Annotated in this window: 10 protein-coding genes; 8 read left to right on the top strand and 2 right to left on the bottom strand. The window is 61.4% G+C overall.

Features of this window, described 5'->3' with window-relative positions; genetic code table 11:
* Positions 1-217 precede the first annotated feature (217 nt).
* From ACILSR_RS05505 to ACILSR_RS05490, 4 genes are all read left to right on the top strand, one after another.
* Complete coding sequence (locus ACILSR_RS05505; protein WP_395748728.1) at positions 218-9,034, top strand: thioester reductase domain-containing protein; 8,817 nt, start codon at positions 218-220, stop codon at positions 9,032-9,034.
* Between the two features lie 79 nt (positions 9,035-9,113).
* Positions 9,114-10,145 carry a hypothetical protein gene (locus ACILSR_RS05500; protein ID WP_395748727.1) on the top strand — a complete coding sequence of 344 codons (1,032 nt, stop codon included), beginning with the start codon at positions 9,114-9,116 and terminating at the stop codon, positions 10,143-10,145.
* 51 nt (positions 10,146-10,196) lie between these two features.
* Positions 10,197-10,676 (top strand): YpsA SLOG family protein, encoded by a 480-nt coding sequence (locus ACILSR_RS05495; RefSeq protein WP_395748726.1) that lies wholly within the window; start codon positions 10,197-10,199, stop codon positions 10,674-10,676.
* A 152-nt stretch (positions 10,677-10,828) separates the two neighbouring features.
* The gene (locus ACILSR_RS05490) at positions 10,829-12,154 is read left to right on the top strand and encodes a sodium:proton antiporter (protein WP_395748725.1); all 1,326 of its coding nucleotides are present in this window, start codon (positions 10,829-10,831) and stop codon (positions 12,152-12,154) included.
* A 7-nt stretch (positions 12,155-12,161) separates the two neighbouring features.
* Here the strand turns inward: ACILSR_RS05490 and ACILSR_RS05485 are convergent, their stop codons facing one another.
* Entirely contained in the window at positions 12,162-13,007 is an 846-nt protein-coding gene (locus ACILSR_RS05485) for a L,D-transpeptidase family protein (protein ID WP_395748724.1), read from the bottom strand.
* Between the two features lie 70 nt (positions 13,008-13,077).
* Complete coding sequence (gene ilvE, locus ACILSR_RS05480; RefSeq protein ID WP_395748723.1) at positions 13,078-13,965, bottom strand: branched-chain-amino-acid transaminase; 888 nt, start codon at positions 13,963-13,965, stop codon at positions 13,078-13,080.
* Positions 13,966-14,078: 113 nt separating this feature from the next.
* Between ilvE and ACILSR_RS05475 the strand changes: the two genes are divergently transcribed.
* The 4 genes from ACILSR_RS05475 to ACILSR_RS05460 all read left to right on the top strand — a co-directional run bounded on the left by ACILSR_RS05475 (position 14,079) and on the right by ACILSR_RS05460 (position 18,758).
* Complete coding sequence (locus tag ACILSR_RS05475) at positions 14,079-15,047, top strand: 3-hydroxy-5-phosphonooxypentane-2,4-dione thiolase (protein ID WP_395748722.1); 969 nt, start codon at positions 14,079-14,081, stop codon at positions 15,045-15,047.
* 236 nt (positions 15,048-15,283) lie between these two features.
* On the top strand, positions 15,284-15,598 hold the full coding sequence (locus tag ACILSR_RS05470) for a DUF3817 domain-containing protein (protein ID WP_395748721.1): 315 nt from the start codon (positions 15,284-15,286) through the stop codon (positions 15,596-15,598).
* Positions 15,595-16,101, top strand: a complete 507-nt coding sequence (gene rnhA / locus ACILSR_RS05465) for a ribonuclease HI (protein WP_395748720.1) — start codon at positions 15,595-15,597, stop codon at positions 16,099-16,101. The genes ACILSR_RS05470 and rnhA overlap by 4 nt, the downstream gene beginning before the upstream one ends.
* The gene (locus tag ACILSR_RS05460; RefSeq protein WP_395748719.1) at positions 16,098-18,758 is read left to right on the top strand and encodes an MGH1-like glycoside hydrolase domain-containing protein; all 2,661 of its coding nucleotides are present in this window, start codon (positions 16,098-16,100) and stop codon (positions 18,756-18,758) included. Before rnhA ends, ACILSR_RS05460 begins: the two co-directional genes overlap by 4 nt.
* Positions 18,759-18,831: the final 73 nt, after the last annotated feature.

Here is an 18,831-nt window from a genome sequence, read left to right as displayed (position 1 = left end):
AGAAAACAGCCCGGTATGAACGGCAGTTCTTGTATCCCGGGCATTCAATGAATGCCTGTGTGCAAAAAAGATGCAACGCCGCCAAATAAAGAAAGGTCTTATCATCTCCCCGGCCGTCTCCCGTTCGTACAAAGTTCATGGCCAGGAAACACGCTCTTCCACAGCCGCTTTCTTGACAACCTTCTCCATGCACTGAAAGCAAGTCCGTTCCAACTACATGCCTGAACCCACCCCCCTCGACCCCATTGCCATTGTTGGCATCGGATGCCGCCTTCCTGGAGGAGCCAAAAACCCTGAGTCCCTCTGGAAAATGCTGCTGAACGGGGTGGACGGCGTCCGTGAGGTGCCGCAGGACCGCTGGGATCACCGCTACTACTACGATCCCGAACCCGGCAAGCCCGGCAAGACCTACTCCAAGTGGGCCGGTCTCATCGACGAAATCGACACCTTTGACCCGGCCTTCTTCGGACTCACCCAGCGCGAGGCCGCCTTTGTCGATCCCCAGCAGCGCCTCCTGCTCGAAGCCACCTGGGAGGCTCTTGTGGATGCCGGCCAGCAGGTCGATATCGTCAAAGGCCAGGACACCGGCGTGTTTGTGGGAATTTCAACCCACGACTACAGCGACATCCAGCAGATCGATGTCGGCCGTGGCCAGGCTCATCCCTACTCAGCCACCGGCGTCGCCGCCAGCATCGCCGCCAACCGCATTTCCTACGCCCTGAATTTCCAGGGCCCCAGCGTCGCCGTTGACACCGCCTGCTCTTCTTCCCTCGTGGCCGTCCACATGGCCTGCCAGGCCCTTTGGAACAAAGAATGCCACACCGCCATTGCCGCCGGGGTGAACTGCATCATCTCCGCCTATCCCTTCCTCGCATTCTCCAGCATGAGCATGCTCTCCCCGGACGGCCGCTGCAAGGCGTTTGACGCCAGTGCCAACGGCTTTGTGCGTGGCGAAGGCGTGGGTGCCGTCTGCCTGAAGCCCCTCTCCGCCGCGCTGGCGGATGGAGACTCCGTCTATGCCGTCATCCGCAGCACCGCCGTCAATCAGGACGGCCGCACCTCCGGCATGACCGTGCCCAGCCGCGGCTCCCAGCAGGAGATCATCGCCACCGCCTGCCGCCTCGCAGGGGTGTCCCCGCATGAAATCCAGTATGCCGAAGCCCACGGCACCGGCACCACCATTGGCGATCTCATCGAGGGCAGCGCCCTCGGCACCATTCTCGGCGTCGGCCGCCAGCCCGGCGATGACTGCCTCGTCGGCTCCATCAAGACCAACATCGGCCACCTGGAAGCCGGATCGGGCATCGCCGGCCTCATCAAAGTCGCCCTCTGCCTCAAGCACGGCCTCATCCCGCCCAACCTCCATTTCAAAAACCCCAATCCCTCCCTCAACTTCGAGCGCCTGCGCCTCAAGATCCCCGTCGTCGCCACCCCCTTGAAAAAGGACGCGGATCACCGCCTCCTCGCCTGCATCAACTCCTTCGGTTTCGGCGGCACCAATGCCCACGCCGTGCTCGAAGCCGCCCCGGATCTCCCCCTCCCCATCTCGGAAGCCCCCTCCCCCGACACTCCGGAACTCATCCTCCCCCTCTCCGCCCGCGGCACTGATGCCGCCCTTCAGGCCGTCGTCCGTTCCTTCTACTCCTACCTCGAAACGGCGGACGAATCGATCTCCCTCAAGGCCATCTGCGCCGCCGCCAGCCGCCGCCGCACCCATCACGAGTTTCGTCTCGCCGCCGTCGGCCGCAGCCGCGACGAAATGCTCGCCTCTCTGGCCGCTTACCTCAGCAATGAGTCCGCCCCCGGCCTCAATGTCGGCCAGCCCCTCAAAAATGCCCGTCTCGTCTTCGTTTTCAGCGGACAGGGCCCCCAATGGTGGGCCATGGGCCGCGAACTCCTCGAACAGGAGCCCGTCTTCCGCCAGACCATTCAGACCTGCCACGATGAGCTGCTCAAACTCGGCGGCATCTCCCTCCTCGATGAACTGAGGCGCGATGAGACAGAAACCCGCCTGGACGAAACCCACATCGCCCAGACTGCCCTGTTCGCCCTGCAGGTCGCTCTCGCCGCGCTCTGGCAGTCCTGGGGCGTCCGCCCCTTCGCCGTGGTCGGCCACAGCATGGGCGAAGTCGCCGCCGCCCATGTCAGCGGTGCCCTCACCCTCCCGGAAGCCGTCCGCGTCATCCACCACCGCGGCCGCTGCATGGAGCAGACTCCTCTCCGCGGCAAGATGATCGCCGCCGCCCTCACTCAGGCCGAGGCGGAGGAGGTCATTGCCAGATATGGTACACAAGTCTCCCTCGCCGCCGTCAACGGCCCCCGCATGGTTTCCATCTCCGGCGATGGCGCTGCCGTGGATGAAATTTTCCACTCCTTGCAGCAGCGTGCGCTTTTTGTCCGCTACGTTCCAGTAAAATACGCCTTCCACAGCGCCCACATGGACCCCGTGCGCGACGACCTCGCCACATCCCTCGCCGGCCTCTCTCCGCAGCCCTCCACCGTCAAAATCTACTCCACCGTCACCGGCAAAATCGCCGAAGGCACCGACTACCATTCTGAGTATTGGTGGCGCAATGTGAGGCAAAGTGTGTTGTTTGCTCCTGCGATCGATGCGCTGATTGCCGCAGGCCTCACGCAGTTCTTGGAGATCAGCCCCCACCCCGTTCTTTCCACCTCGATGACCGAGAGTCTGGCGCAGGCGGAGGCGGTTGGAATGGTCCTCCCGTCCCTGCGGCGTCAAAAACCGGAACGTACCACCATGCTCGGAACGCTGGGTGCTCTGCACGTCAACGGTCACGATGTGAACTGGGCTTCGCTCTATCCGCAGGGCGGCCACGTCGTGCGTCTTCCAGAATATCCCTGGCAGAAGGATCGCTACTGGCATGAGCCTGCCTTTTCGGCACGATTGCGCAAAAACCCGCAGCTCAATCCTCTTACCAGCATCTTGCTGCAAACCGTCCACCCCACCTGGGAGACGCCGCTGAACAAAAGCGTCATGACCTGGCTGAAGGACCACCGCGTGGGGCAGCATCTCATCTTCCCCGGTGCTGGCTATGTGGAGATGGCTCTGTCCGCCGGTCGGGAACTTCATCCGGACAAGCCCGTGGTCATCGAAGAGCTGGACATCCTTCGCGGCTGCATTCTCCCGGCGGGCGATGACGTCACCTCCATTCAGATCGCCTGCAGCCCTGAGGAAAACACCTTTGTCATTCAGAGCACTCCCGTTCTGGACCCGCCAACATGGACCCAGCACGTCACCGGCCGCATGCGCACGGAGCCGGAGCGCACGCAGCCCGCTCCTTTTGATCTGGCGGCAATCAAACTGCGCTGCCTTTCGGAGCGGGATGGGCCTTCATTCTATCAGGCTGCCGCTGCGGCGGAGCTGCACTACGGACCGCAGTTTCAAGGCCTGACCCACGTCTGGGCCGGGCATGATGAAGCACTCGGACGCATCGAGCTTCCCGCCGCCGTGGCGGCTGAACTTGATCGCTATGTGGTTCATCCCGCACTGCTGGATGCATGCATTCACCCCACCATCGCGATCCCGGCGGACGGTCTCTACCTGCCCGCGCGAATGGAGCGCGTTCGCTGCTACTCCAAGCCCGGCGACAAGGTGTGGGCCTACGTCCGCAGGACGCAGGCGCTCGCGAAGAAGATCATCGTCATCGACCTGTTCATTCTTGATGACGCAGGAAACGTGCTGCTGGAGATTACCGACTTCCTCTGCAAACACACCGCCATGAGCAGCGCCCCCGGCTCGGGTGCGCAGGCAGACTGGCTGTATCAGTCCGAGTGGCACCTGAAGCCGCTCTCCACCGTCGTCAGCTCACGCTCTCCCGCAGGCTGGCTGCCAGAAAATACCACACTGGCCGCACAGCTCCGGCAGAATGCCGCTCACTTTAGCGCAGCTCTCGGAATGAATGCGCGTTATGAGGAATGGGAGGCACGCTTCCATCAGCTCTGCCGCAGCTCCATTCTTGCCGGGTTCAAGGACCTGGGCTGGCGTCCCAAAGTGGATGAGATCATCACGGTGGAAGCTTTCATGAAGCGCTTCAAAGTGCCGGTGGCTCATGCGCGCTATCTGCATCGCCTTTTCACGCTGCTGGAGGCAGACAGCTGGCTTCAGCCTCAAGCTTCCTCTGCCGAGCCCACCTGGAAAGTCACCGCGAAACCTGCTGCGACGAAGCGAGACAAGCTGTGGCAGGACCTCGTGTTTCACTTCCCCAGCTTCCATCCGGAACTCATTCTTCTGGAGCGCTGCACCACGGGACTTGCAGATTATCTGCGCGGCAAAGCTGAGGCCTCGGCGCTGCTGTCCGCCAACATGCTGGAGCAGTATCAGGCATGCTCTGTCTTCACGCGTGCGTATAATCAGACGGTGGGAGAGGCTGTGGCCGCCGCACTGGCCGGGCTTCCGGAAGGCCGCACCGTTCGCGTCTTGGAAATTGGCGCGGGCTCCGGCGGGGTGACCGCCAGCGTGCTGCCCCGTCTGCCTCGTTCAGGTGTGGAATACTGTTTCACGGATGTTTCAGATCGTTGGTTCGATCAGGCAGGAAAGAAATTCGGCGATTATGATTCAATTCAATACCGCGTGCTTGATTTGGATCTGCCGCCCGCGGAGCAAGGCTTTGCCGACGAGCGCTTCGACCTGATCCTGGTGTCCAACGCCCTGTCCCTGACACAGGACGTGCAGAAGTCGCTCCGCCATGTGCAGCAGTTGCTGGCATCCGGTGGATTCTTGGTGGCACTGGAATGCGAACGTGCCAGCCCCTGGCATGACCTGGTGCTGGGCACAGACTCACGCTGGTGGAGCTTCCAAGACTCCGCCCTGCGCGCGCATCATCCGCTGCTGCCAGCTTCAGACTGGGTTCAACTGCTCTCCGCCGCAGGTTTCCATGAGATCGAAGCCGTGACCGATGCCGGCAACCACAGCCAGACGGCGCAGGTCGTGTTGCTCGCCCATGGCCCCGAGCTGACGCAGCCGCTCGTCACGGACGAGCCTCAAGCCGAACCCGGCCTGTGGCTGATGTTTGCCGATCGCAACGGGCAGGCGCAATCACTCGCGAAATCCTTGCGCGAGCGCGGAGACACCTGCCTCCTCGTCACTGAATCGGACAACTTCAAGAACGTCTCTGCCGATGAAGTGCAGCTCTGTGCCTCTGCCGCGGAAGATTACACCCGCCTCATCTCCGGACTGCCTGTAGAAACGCCCCTGCGTGGCATCGTTCACATGTGGAGTCTCGATGTCCCTGCGGGTGAAGATCTCACCACGGCTGAGCTCGCGCGTTCTCAGGCACTCGTGTGCCACAGCCCGCTTTATCTGGTGCAGGCGCTGGCAGCCGCAGGCCGCAGCACCTTGCCCGGCCTTTGGTTTATTACACGAGGCGCCCAAGCTGCCGGCAGAAGTTCATCCGCTCTCCATCTCGTGCAGTCGCCCCTGAACGGCATGGCCCGCGTCATCGTGAGCGAGCAGCCGGACATGCACTGCCGCAGCATTGATCTTGATGCCTCCGGCAGCGCTGAAGACAGCACCCTCCTCCTCAAGGAGCTGCTGCATGCCGATGGAGAATCCGAAATCGCCTGGCGTGGTGAAGCCCGATATGCGCACCGCCTCGTGCACCGTTCGCTGGATCAGCCTGCTCAAAGCTCTCCAGCCGCACTCACCTCCGAGCAATGTTTCCGGCTCGAATCCGCCAAGCCCGGCTCGCTGGATCAGCTGGTGTTCCGTGCCAAGCCGCGCCGTGCTCCCGGTCCGAATGAAGTGGAGATCGAAATCTGCGCGGCCGCTTTGAATTTCCGCGATGTGATGAAGGCTCTCGGCATCTATCCCGCCGAAGCCGCCGATGCCATGCTGCTGGGCGATGAATGTGCGGGCCGCATCGTCCGCGTGGGAGCGGGTGTGACGCAGTTCAAACCGGGAGATGAAGTCATGGCGCTGGCCGCAGGATGCTTCGGCACTCACGTCACCACGGTTGAATACGCGGTGCTGGCAAAGCCGGCCCACCTGACCATGGAAGAGGCCGCGACCATGATGGTCACCTATCTGACGGCCTCCTACGCGCTTTCCCATCAGGGCCGCATGGCCAAAGGAGAGCGCGTGCTCATCCACGCCGCCACCGGTGGCGTCGGCCAGGCAGCGGTCCGCATTGCCAAAGCCGCGGGCGCGGAGATTTTTGCCACTGCGGGCAGTGCGGAGAAGCGCGCGTTTCTGAAACAGATCGGCGTGGAGCACGTGCTCGACTCACGTACGCTGGCCTTTGCAGGAGAGATCATGCGCATCACGCAAAACGAAGGCGTGGATCTGGTGCTGAACTCCCTTGCGGGAGAGGCCATTCATCAAAGCCTCTCGCTGCTGCGGCAGTACGGCCGCTTCCTGGAGATCGGCAAGCGTGACATTTACGGCAACACCAAGGTGGGGCTCTTCCCGTTCCGCAAAAATCTCTCCTACCACGCCATCGATCTCGGCCACGCTCTGGACCCGCGCAATTCGAAGGCCATCATGGGCAGCCTGAAAAAGCTGTTTGCCTCCCGCAAGCTTCCCGCCCTGCCCTATCGCACTTTCCCCATCGCGGACGCTGCGCAGGCCTTCCGCTACATCACGCAGGCACGTCAGATCGGCAAAGTGGTGCTGACCATGGCAGACGCTCGCGTGAGCTTGAGTGCGGAGACGGCGGATGCGCCACTGCATCTGAAACCAGATGCCACCTATCTCGTCGCAGGCGGCCTGGGCGGTTTTGGCCTGGCGATGTCCCAATGGCTCGTGGCACAGGGTGCCCGCCATCTGGTGCTCTCCAGCCGCAGCGGCGCCTCCACAGACGAGGCACGTGCGGGCGTGGCCGCCATGCAGGCCGCCGGTGCTTCCATCACTGTCATCCAGTCGGATGTGAGCGATCCCGCCAGCGTGACCGCGCTTCTTCAGGAGATCGAGCAGGCACATCCCCCTCTGCGAGGCGTCTTCCATGTGGCGATGGTGCTTGATGACGGCCTGATTTCCCAGCTGAATGCCGAGCGCTTCCAAAAAGTCACCACGCCGAAGATCAATGGCGCGTGGAACCTGCACCAGCAGACGCGCGGCCTCCCGCTGGATCACTTCGTCATGTTCTCATCCGTGGCCTCCATTATCGGCAGTCCGGGTCAGGCAAACTACGCCGCGGCCAATGCATTCCTCGATGCGCTGTCCAGCCATCGACACGCCATGGGTCTGCCGGCCCTGACCGTCAACTGGGGCGTCATGTCCGGCGTCGGCTATGTGGCGCGCCACAAGAAGCTGGAAGAACACTTCGCACGCATTGGCTGGTCAGGCCTGACGCCTGCCGAGAGTCTCCCCATCCTGGGCAGGCTCATGCAGCAGCCGTACATCAGTCAGATGATGGTCTCTCGGATTGACTGGGCCAAATGGGCCGCCGTCACTCCGGCCATCATCGCCACGCCGCGCTATGCCCTGCTGACCACCGAGGACGCCCTCAGGCAGCACCCGTCCGACGATTCCAACTGGCTGCGTGATTCCGTGCTCAAGGCTGCGCCGGCGGAGCAGCTGGGCATCCTGGACACCTTCCTGCGCGAACAGGTGGCCAAAATCCTCCGCACCTCTCCCGGCAAAATCGACTCCAAACGCCCTCTCAATGAAATCGGCATCGATTCGCTCATGGCAGTGGAGCTCATTCACCAGATCGAAAGCCTCACAGGCATCGCCATTCCCACAGGCCAGCTGATGGGCGGCGCTCCCACCGTGCAGAAGCTTTCTGAGATCCTGCTGAGCAATCTGACGGGCGGCAAAGCTGAATCTCAGGCTCCTGCCCCCACGCAGGAAGTTTCGGCGCCGCCTGCTGAAGAAGATGGTTTTGTTCACGATGCGCACCTCGGCCTCTGGAACATTCCGTTTGCCGCGGATCCGGTGCCCGCTGAACAAATTCAGGAACCGCAGATCATCTTTCTAACCGGCGGCACCGAATTCTACGGAGCCTTCCTTCTGCGCGACCTTCTGCAGCAGACGCGCGCTGCCGTTCACTGCCTTGTCAGGGCCGAGGACGCCGCCGCCGGCACTCGTCAGATCGAAATGCATCTGACGCAATGCGGCTGCTGGGATGATGCCTTCCGCCATCGCATCCTGCCTGTGTTGGGGGACCTTTCCCAGCCTTTGCTCGGACTCGAACCCGCCGCCTTTGACCTGCTTGCATCCACGGTGGATGTCATCTTCCATACTGCCGCCCATATCAACCACATCGCCTCCTACGCACAGCTGCGGGATGTCAATGTGAACGGCTCCGTGGAGATCATTCGTCTGGCCGCCCAGACGCGGCTCAAGCCCGTGCACTACCTCTCCAGCGCGACGGTGCTGGCTGCCAGCTCTGCCACCGCCGAAAGCCCGCTGCACGAGGATGCTCCGCTCTCCGCGCATGAAAAGCTCGTGCTGGGCTACAGCCAGAGCCGCTGGGTTGCAGAACAACTTTTCATTCAGGCCCGCGCCCACGGCCTGCCGGTGAATGTTTACCGCCCCGGCCTCCTCGTGGGCGATGACCGCACCGGCATCAGCCCCGCTGACAATGTCATCTGGCTCTTCCTCAAGACCTGCATCGCCGCCGGTGTGGGGCCTGACGCTGATTACAGCAGCCTTCTCACCCCGGTGGATTTTGTGTCGGCCGCCATGGTGCGCCTCTCGCTGGATCTCACCGAATGCGGTCGCAACTATCACCTGATCAACCCCGCCGCGCCCAGCTTCCGCGACGTGCTGGAGCTGGCTCGCGGCTGCGGCTACCCCATTCGTGTGGTGCCGGAGCAGGAATGGGAGACCATGCTCTCTGGTGGTGGCCTCAGCTTGCAGCAAAACCCCGTGGCGGCCTATCAGATGTTCATCCCACGCCATGTGCTTTTGCACTTCGTTCAGGAGCAGTCCGCCGAGTTCTGCGGGAATGCGCTGCGGGACCTGAACGGCTCCGGCATCCGGTGCCAGCCTGTCGATCACGACCGCATGCAGCGCTACCTGGGGCACTTCGTGCGCACGGGCTTCCTGCCTCCGGCCGATGCAGCGCAGTAGATGGCTGGGGAGGCCGAGCTGCACGAGCCGCGGCTTCCCTGCTTGATACTTGGAACGCAAAGTGCGACACACCTCCGGCATGAACGAGATCACCAGGCGCAAAAATTTCATCCCGGTCACCGATGAGCTGATTTCGTACCTGGATCAGTTCGGTCGCTGCTACTCCCTGCCGACGACCTACCAGGAACTGCGCAACTTTTCCGAGAGCTACCCCCTCTTTGACAAAGAAGGCAACGCCACGCACTGGAGCAGCGTGCTCTACCCGCGCGAACTGCAGCAGGAGATCTACCCGAAGCTGACCAGCATCTACTCGCAGCTGCGCACCGGAGATTTCCACGCGGTGCCGCATCTCTTTGTGGAGCGGGTGGACTACTGCGAATTTGGCAACTCCCGCCCCTTCCGCGTGCGTGTGGTGAACCAGTACAATGACAACTACGACCACTTCTATGTGAAAACCGCGGACGCCTCCCGCGTGTACGGCCTGGAGCTGGAGCACCTGCTGTCCCCCAATCGCATCAACTACCTCATGCACCGCGGCGGCACGCTGGTGGAGGAGCACATCGCGGGCATTCCGGGAGACGCCTTCATTCGGGACTACCTTCAGCGCCCGGATTTCAACGGCGTTCGTCTGGCCAAGGAGTTCGTCAAATTCAGCGAGCGCTGCTTCATCCGCCTGCTCGGGGACATGCGCAGCTACAACTACGTGGTGGACATGACGCCCGACTTTGAAGAGGTGCAGTATCGCGTCCGTGCCATCGACTTCGACCAGCAGAGCTATGAAGGCCGCAAAAGCCTCTACCTCCCGCAGTTCTTCAAGGAAAACAACCCCGTGGTGCAGCTCTGCTCCGCCTGCCTGAACTTCCCCACCATGAAGCAGTACCAGGAGGAGGAGCGCAGCCTCATCTCCCGCCGCTACCTCTCCGAGCACCAGCGCATCACCGCCCTGCTGCACTGCATGAAAAACAATGCGGTCGAGCCGTTTGAAAAAGTCGTGCAGCTCCGCGCCGAACTCGGCCAGTTTCACAGCACCCATGTCTTTGAGTCCTGCAAATCCATGGGCGAAATCGTCGAACGCAATCTCGACCTCATGCTGGGCCGGCACCTGGAATAGTACGAGATCGCACTTGCCGCCGGCGCTGTCCTGATTTCTTCTGCGGGGGACATGCCTTGCAAACTCATCATCATCACCGGCTCCCAGCTGGGGGTCGAACGCTCCTCCCTTGAGTGGGCGCTCAAACACGAATTTCCGCACGGCGGCTGGTGCCCGAAGGGCCTTTTCGGAGCCGCGGAACCACTCGACCCACGTTACAAGCTCAAAGAGGGCGAAACTGAGAATTTGCTGGACTCAGTCGGTTCCAATGTCCGGGATGCGGAGGCCACCCTGGTGTTTACCATGGCTGCCAAGGCTGCCGGCGCCGCACTGAAGGCAGTCACCGGCGCCAAGAAGCAGAAAAAGCCTGTGCTGCATGTGCATCGGGGCATTCTGGGTGTATCCGAAAAAATCGTGGCGTTTATCGACAAACATTACATCCGCCGCCTTCACGTCACCGGCTCCACGGATGCGGAGGAACCTGGCGTGGGAGACTGGGCGGCCAACGAACTCGAAAAGGCCAAGGGCATTCTGGACCGGCGTCCGGAATAAGTGAGCCTGGCACGCGACGCGCTGCTCCGTATTTTAGGACAGGGGCCCGCCTGATCGATGCGCGCTTCGGTGTGGATCCATGCGATCTAAACTGAAGGGGCGGCCAACGGGCCTGGCCCTTTCCCCATCTTCATTCCTCGCCAGACTGCAACATGCTCTTTTTCGCCACCGCTGCCGCTCATGCCTCCCTGCCCCCCATGGGCATGCTGGCACCTTTCATCGTGCTTCTGCTGTGCATCGCCCTGATGCCTCTGATTGCCGTTCACTTCTGGGAGCGGCATTACCCCAAGGTGGCGGTGGCTCTGGGACTGGTCACCGCGGCTTACTACGCCTTCGTGCAGCAGGACTGGCACCCGCTGCACCACGCGGCCCAGGAGTATGTGAGCTTCATGGCTCTGGTAGGCTCTCTCTTCATCATCTCAGGAGGCATCAGCATCCGTGTAAAAGGGGAGGCCACGCCGCTGGTAAACACGCTATTCCTCCTGATCGGCGCCCTGCTGGCCAATCTCATCGGCACCACCGGGGCGTCCATGCTTCTGATCCGCCCCTGGATCAAAATGAACCGGTTTCGCATCACCGGTTTTCACATCGTCTTCTTCATTTTCATCATCAGCAATGTCGGGGGCTGCCTCACACCCATCGGGGACCCGCCGCTGTTTCTGGGTTTCCTGCGCGGCGTGCCTTTCTTCTGGGTGCTGCAGCACTGCTGGCCGGCCGGACTGCTGGCGCTGACGCTGCTGCTCGCGACCTTCTTTATCCTCGATGCCCGCAATTTTTACCGCATCCCCAAACACATCCGCGACAAGGAGACCGCGAACGAAGAATGGCATTTCGGCGGCCTGCTGAATCTCGCGTGGCTCTGCGTGGTGATAGCGGCCGTGCTTCTGCCGAAGAGCCTTCAGGAAACGGCGCTGCTCGGTGTCTTCTCCGTTCCTGCCCTGGTGATGATCGCGGCCTCGGTCGCCTCCTACTTTACCACCAAGCCCGCCGTGCACGAGGCGAACGATTTCAATTTCGGCCCTGTGAAGGAGGTGGGATTTCTCTTCATCGGCATCTTCCTTACCATGATCCCGGCGCTGCAGATTCTGCAGAGCGGAGAGGCGGTGGAGATCAGCTCACCCCTGCAGTATTACTTTACCACGGGCGCGCTTTCCGCCTTTCTAGACAATGCCCCGACCTATCTTTCCTTTCTCGCCGCAGCCTTGGGCCAGCAGCATCTCTCGGTGGAGTCTCATGGAGACGTGCTGAGATTTGCCGCGGAGCACACAGGGCACCTCGTCGCCATCTCCCTGGGCGCTGTGTTCTTCGGAGCCGGCAGCTACATCGGCAACGGCCCCAACTTCATGGTCAAAGCCATTGCCGAGAAATCGAAAGTGAACGCGCCTTCCTTTCTCGCCTACATGTACCGTTATTCCATTCCCATCCTGCTGCCCATCCTCATCATCGTGGGCTGGGTGATGGTGAAGAGCGCACCATAACCGCCTCCTATTCTTCCAGGTAGATCGTGCTGCCACGCGGCGGCCTCTTGGCCCAGTTGAACATGGAGCCAAAGCCGCCAGATGATTTGGAACCGTCCACAACGGCCCGGCGCACAGTGACCTTTGGCTTTCCCTTCGCGGGTTTCGCGGGTGCTGCGGAGGCGACTTTCGCAGGTGCTGCTGCGGCAGCGACTTTCGCCTTCCCCTTCTTCGGAGCGGCGGCGACGTCCGTAATGATTTCCACACCGATCGGGATCGCGGACTCAGTGGCAGCGAGTGAGCTCTGGCCCACGATCTGGACCGGTGTCCCTTCCGGAGTTTCTTTGAAAAAGATGCGGGCCATTTTGGTGGGCAGACGGATGCAGCCGTGGGAAGCCGGATAACCCGGCAGGTAACCCTCATGCATGCCAATGCCGCCGACAATGCGCATGAAGTAGCGCATGTTTGCCCCCTGATAGGTCGTCCCGGGAGGCGCAGGATCGGTACGGGTGTCCACGTCCGACTGCACCACATTGCCCGCCTTGTCCACGTAGGAGCCGAAGAGCGAGGAACGGTGGTCGATGTCCTTGTCCAGAATGCTGTAGGAGCCGGTGACGGTTCCGTGCCCCTCCCGCCCTGAGGATACGGGTGACACGCCCACGAGCTCCTTGTCCTTGAAATACTGCACGCGCTGGGTGCTCAGATTGATGACGATCCGGGGTTTGCCGGACACGCCATCGCCTTTCCACCACGCACGACTGTCGAGCGGGCTGTCCGCCACCTCCGGGCTGGACGAGCAGCTGACGCCGGCAAACGCGCACCCCAGAACCAGCAGAGTTCTCCGAAGGCGGGCAGATGGACGCTGGGGTGTCATGCCGGATGAATTTGCAGTCAGCATGCCATTTTTCCATCGAAAATCTACCGTCTCCGGCGCCTGAGCCAGATCAGGCATAGGTCACGGGAGTGCCTGTGCTGTTGGCGAGAGCCTTGAAGCGCTTTGTCAGCTCCTGCGTCAGCTTGCCAGGAGTACCGTCGCCAATGGGGCGGCGGTCATACTTCACGGCAGGAATGACTTCTGCGGCGGTGCCGGTCAGGAAGCACTCGTCAGCGGTGTAAACGTCAAAACGCGTCATGACGGCCTCGTCGCAGGGAATGCCCATTTCGGCGAGGATTTCCATGACGGCACGGCGGGTGATGCCATCCAGAGCGCCGGAGGAGATCGGCGGCGTGGTGACCTTGCCGTTTTTCACGATGAAGACGTTGTCGCCAGTGCACTCGGAGACGAAGCCCTGGTCATTGAGCATGATGCCCTCGTCGCAGCCGGCCTGAAGACACTCGATCTTGGCCATGATGTTGTTCAGGTAGTTCAGGCTCTTGACCTGGGGGCTGAGAGCGGCGGAGTTCGGGCGGCGGGTCCCGCAGGTGATGAGCTCCAAGCCCTTCTCATAACGCTCTGCCGGATACAGCGTGATGCTGCTGGCGATGATGAACACGCTGGCCTTCGGGCACTGGTAGGGGTTCAAGCCGAGGGAACCGACGCCACGGGTGATGACGAGGCGGATGTAGCCGTCGCGGAGATTGTTCGCCGCCACGGTGTCGAGGGTGGCTTTTTCCATTTCCTCAAAGGAGATCGGCACGGTCAGGCAGATGGCCTTGGCACAGTCATAGAGGCGGTGCAGATGCTCCGTAAGGCGGAACACGCGGCCATTGTAAATGCGGATGCCCTCAAATACTCCGTCTCCATAAAGCAGGCCGTGGTCGAAGACAGAGATCTTCGCCTCGGATTCAGGAACGAGTTTGCCATCAAGGTAAATGAGGAGATTTGCGGACATGGGGGGCGTAGAATCCACAGATAGGACGCTTTTGCAAGCGCTGGCAATGTGCTTGCGCGAGACCGATTCGCGCCCATCCTGCGCCCCCGTTTAACCCGCACCCTAGAAATACCATGGCCGACATCTCCACCAGCGCAGCAGACAAGAAGGACAAGGAATACTTCACCAGCGTCCCCCAGGAAGCCCCCGGCTTCTTCCTCAAGGGCTGCCACCAGTATGACTGGGGCCTCAAAAACCGCCTCAGCAAGGTCTTCAACCCCAAGGACGGCCGCACCGTGATGCTCGCCTTTGACCACGGTTATTTCCAGGGTCCGACCACCGGCCTGGAACGCGTGGACCAGACCATCCTCCCCCTGGCCCCGTATGCCGACTGCCTCATGCTGACCCGCGGCATCCAGCGCTCCGTCATTCCTGCCTCCACCACCAAGGCCATCGCCCTGCGTGCCTCCGGCGGCACCTCGATGATCAGCCCCATGGAAGAGTGGGAAGGCGAGATCGACGGCAAGAAGGCCAAGTTTGGCCGCCCCGGCTTTGAGCCTCTTTCCAACGAAAGCACCGCGCTGAACATTGAAGAAGCCATCCGCCTCAATGCCTCCGTGCTCGCCGTCCAGGTCTTCATCGGCAGCGCCTACGAGCGCCAGTCCCTCAAGAACCTCACCGACCTCGTCGATGCCGCCAGCCGCTACGGCATCGCCGTCATGGGCGTGACTGCTGTGGGTCGTGCCATGGCCCGCACCCCGCAGTACTTCCGCCTCGCCACCCGCATCATGGCGGAGCTCGGCGCGAACGTGGTGAAGTGCTACTACACCGAGAAGGAATTCGACACCGTGACCAGCTGCTGCCCCGTGCCGATCGTGATCGCCGGCGGCAAGAAGCTCCCCGAACTCGACGCCCTCAAGATGTGCGCCAACGCCATCAAGCAAGGCGCCAGCGGCGTGGACATGGGCCGCAACATCTTCCAGAGCGATGCGCCCGTCTCCATGATGCAGGCCGTCCATGGCGTGGTGCACGGCGGTCTCAATGCCAACAAGGCTTTCGAACTCTACAACGACCTCAAGAAGAAGGAGCTGAAGAAGAAGTAAGCCTTCGAGTCACCGAACGCATTCACCGGAGGGGGATCATCTTGATCCCCCTTCTTTTTTCCCGAAAAGCCAGATTTTGAAACCACTAATCCAACACAAATCCCACACTAATAATGCACCGGAAAAATCCCATTCTGGATTCCTGCATTAGTGTTCCATTAGTGTCCTATTAGTGGTTTCAAAATCCGGTCCGAATTCCCTTCCCGGCTGCATCACCCCATGCTAAAGCCCCTGCGATGAAACACCCCGTCTCGTTCCTGCGCACCATCACCCTGCTGGAGGCCATATCGTTCCTCATCCTGCTCTTCATCGCCATGCCGCTGAAATACTTCTATGGCATGCCTGTGGCGGTCAAGATCGTGGGCATGGCGCATGGTCTTTTGTTTGTGACTTTCTGCTTTGCCCTGTATCGCGTGCTGATGCACACGAAGTGGCCCTTCAGCCGCGCGGTGCTGCTCTTTGTCGCCTCGCTGCTGCCTTTCGTGCCCTTCTTCATTGACCGCCGCATGCGTGCGTGGGCAGCAGAAGACTCCACCCAGACGCCGGCGTGAAGAAGGTCCTCATTCATTCTGACGGCGGCTGCCATGGCAACCCCGGCCCCGGTGGCTGGGCCGCGGTGCTGGCCTATGGCAAGCACGTGCGCGAACTTAAAGGCGGTGTGCCGGCCACCACGAACAACCGCATGGAACTACAGGCGGCCATCGAGGCACTGCGCATTCTCAAAGAACCCTGCCAGATCGATTTCCACACCGACTCCCAATACGTGCGCCAAGGCATCAGCCAGTGGATCGCCGGATGGAAGCGCAACGGCTGGCGCACCAGCACGAAGCAGCCGGTGAAAAACGCGGATCTTTGGCGTGAACTGGATGCGGCGACTGCCCGGCACAAAATTCAGTGGCACTGGGTAAAGGGCCACGCCGGACACACCGAGAACGAACGCTGCGACCAGCTGGCGAATGAGGCCATCGCAGCGGTGAAAGCTGCTTACACACCGCATCAGTTGAAGGCGCTGCTTGAAGAATTCAAGGCAGAGGCCGAAGCTCAGCTGCTGTGACCTCCTCCACCCCAGAACACGAACGCCTGCGCGCTGACCGCGAGCGGCAGGGGAACTGGAAGCGCTGGGGGCCGTATCTTTCGGAGAGGCAGTGGTCGACGGTGCGGGAAGACTATTCGGCGGAAGGAGATGCGTGGGACACTTTTCCGCATGAGCAGGCGCGCTCGCGGGCGTATCGCTGGGGCGAGGACGGTCTGCTGGGTATTACGGACCGGCAGTGCCGCCTGTGCTTCGCGCTGTCGCTGTGGAATCACCGCGACCCCTTTCTCAAAGAGCGGCTCTACGGCCTCACAGGTCCGCAGGGAAACCACGCCGAGGACGTGAAGGAGCTCTACTATTACCTCGACTCCACGCCGACGCATTCCTACTTGAAGGCGTTGTACAAATACCCGCATTGCGAGTTCCCCTACCAGAAGCTGGTAGAGGAGAACAAACGCCGCGGCCTGAACGACCTGGAGTTTGAAATCACGGACACCAGCGCCTTTGCGGAAGAACGTTACTTTGATGTCTTTGCGGAATACGCCAAGGCTGCGCCGGAGGACATTTGCATCCGCATCACGCTGCACAATCGCGGTCCTGAAGAGGCCGCGCTGGATGTGCTGCCCACGCTTTGGTATCGGAATACATGGTCGTGGGAGGAGGGGGCGGCCCGGCCGCAGCTTACGCTCGTGGATGGAAAGGTGGAAGCGAGGCACAGCGGGCTGAAGGCTGCCATGGTGGACGATCTCGGGAAGCACTGTCTCCAGGCCATGGCGGCGAGTGATGGCACGCAGGCGCAGTGGCTGTTTACGGAGAATGAGACGAATCAGAAGCTGCTCTTCGGTTCGCCCAATGCCTCGCCCTACACCAAGGACGCATTTCATCGTTTTGTGGTCGGCGGTGAATTGGAAGCGGTGAATCCGGCGCAGACGGGCACGAAGGCGGCGGCGCACTACCGTTTGCACATTCCTGCGGGTGGCAGTGTGACGCTGAAGCTGCGGCTGCGCGAACAATCACTTGCTGCGGGCGCTGATTTTGATGAGGTTTTCACCCAGCGCATTCAGGAGGCGGACGCGTTTTACCAGACGCTCTATGCGCCGGATGCAGTGCATGCGCAGATCCAGCGGCAGGCGTTTGCGGGGCTGCTGTGGTCGAAGCAGTTTTATTATTATGTGGTGCCTGAATGGCTGCAGGGAGACCCAGCTTATCCGCCACCGCCGGAGAGCCGCAAGGGCGGGCGCAATCACCACTGGCAGCATGTTTATGCCAAAGATGTGCTCTCCATGCCGGACAAGTGGGAGTACCCGTGGTTTGCCGCGTGGGATGCGGCCTTTCACATGCTGCCGTTTGCAGAGCTGGACCCAGACTTTGCCAAGGAGCAGCTGCTGCTCTTTTTGCGCGAATGGTACATGCACCCAAACGGGCAGATCCCCGCCTATGAATGGAAGTTCAGCGACGTGAATCCGCCCGTGCATGCCTGGGCCTGCTGGCGTGTGTATAAAATTTCGGCTCCTGCCGGCGCGCGTGACCGCGAGTTCTTGGAGCGCTGCTTTCAGAAGCTGCTGCTCAACTTCACCTGGTGGGTGAACCGCAAGGACAGCGAAGGACACAACCTCTTTTCCGGCGGCTTCCTCGGCCTGGACAATATCGGCATCTTCGACCGCTCGCAGCCGCTGCCAGATGGCCAAAGACTGGAGCAGGCGGACGGCACGGCGTGGATGGCCTTCTATGCGCTGACCATGCTGAACATGGCGCTTGAACTCGCGCAACGAAACGACGGCACTGTGAATGCCGCGTATGAAGACATGGCCTCCAAGTTCTTCGAGCACTTCGTGCAGATCGTCGATGCCATCAACCACATCGGCGATGAAGGCCTGTGGGATGAGGACGACGGCTTCTACTACGATGAACTGCATGCCGAAGGCCAGCCGCCTCTGCCGTTGCGCACACGCTCACTGGTGGGCCTTCTGCCCCTCATCGCCGTTGAACTGCTTGATGAACATCGCATCGCCATGCTCCCGGGATTCAAGAAACGCATGGAGTGGTTCTTGCATCATCGCTCGGACCTGGCCCAGCATGTGAGCTACTGTGAAAGCGGCGGCACCCATGGGCATCGGCTGCTGGCCATTCCATCCCGCGAGCGCCTGCAGCGTCTTCTTGGCTACCTGCTCGATGAACAGGAATTCCTCTCGCCGTTCGGCATTCGCTCCCTTTCCAAGTACCACGAAGAGCACCCCTACACGCTGCGCCTCAATGGCGGCGACCTCACCGTCCGCTATGTGCCCGGGGAAAGCGACAGCCTCATGTTCGGCGGCAACTCCAACTGGCGCGGTCCCGTGTGGTTCCCCATCGCCTACCTCATCGTCGAGGCGCTGGAGCGCTACCACCATTTCTACGGCAAAAACTTCACCATCGAGCTGCCCAGCGGCAGCGGCCACCACGTGACGCTGCAAGGCGTCGCCAATGAAATCTCCCGCCGCCTGACCCGCCTGTTTGAACCGGATGCCAGCGGCCACCGGCCGTGCCACAATGGGGATGAGCGCTATGCGAGCCATCCCAATTGGAAAGACTTGCTGCTGTTTCATGAATACTTCCACGCCGACACCGGTCGCGGCTGCGGTGCGTCTCATCAGACAGGCTGGACGGCGCTGGTGGCGAGGCTGGTGAGGAAGAGGTAGAGCCCACGAGAACGACTCAATCAGGAAGCCCCCCGCCCTCGAACGGAGCCCTTTTCACTGACGTGGCCGCTCG

This window comes from Prosthecobacter sp. (genome assembly GCF_044222565.1).
Taxonomy (GTDB): Bacteria; Verrucomicrobiota; Verrucomicrobiia; order Verrucomicrobiales; family Verrucomicrobiaceae; genus Prosthecobacter.
This window is presented reverse-complemented; position numbering and strand designations above follow the sequence as displayed.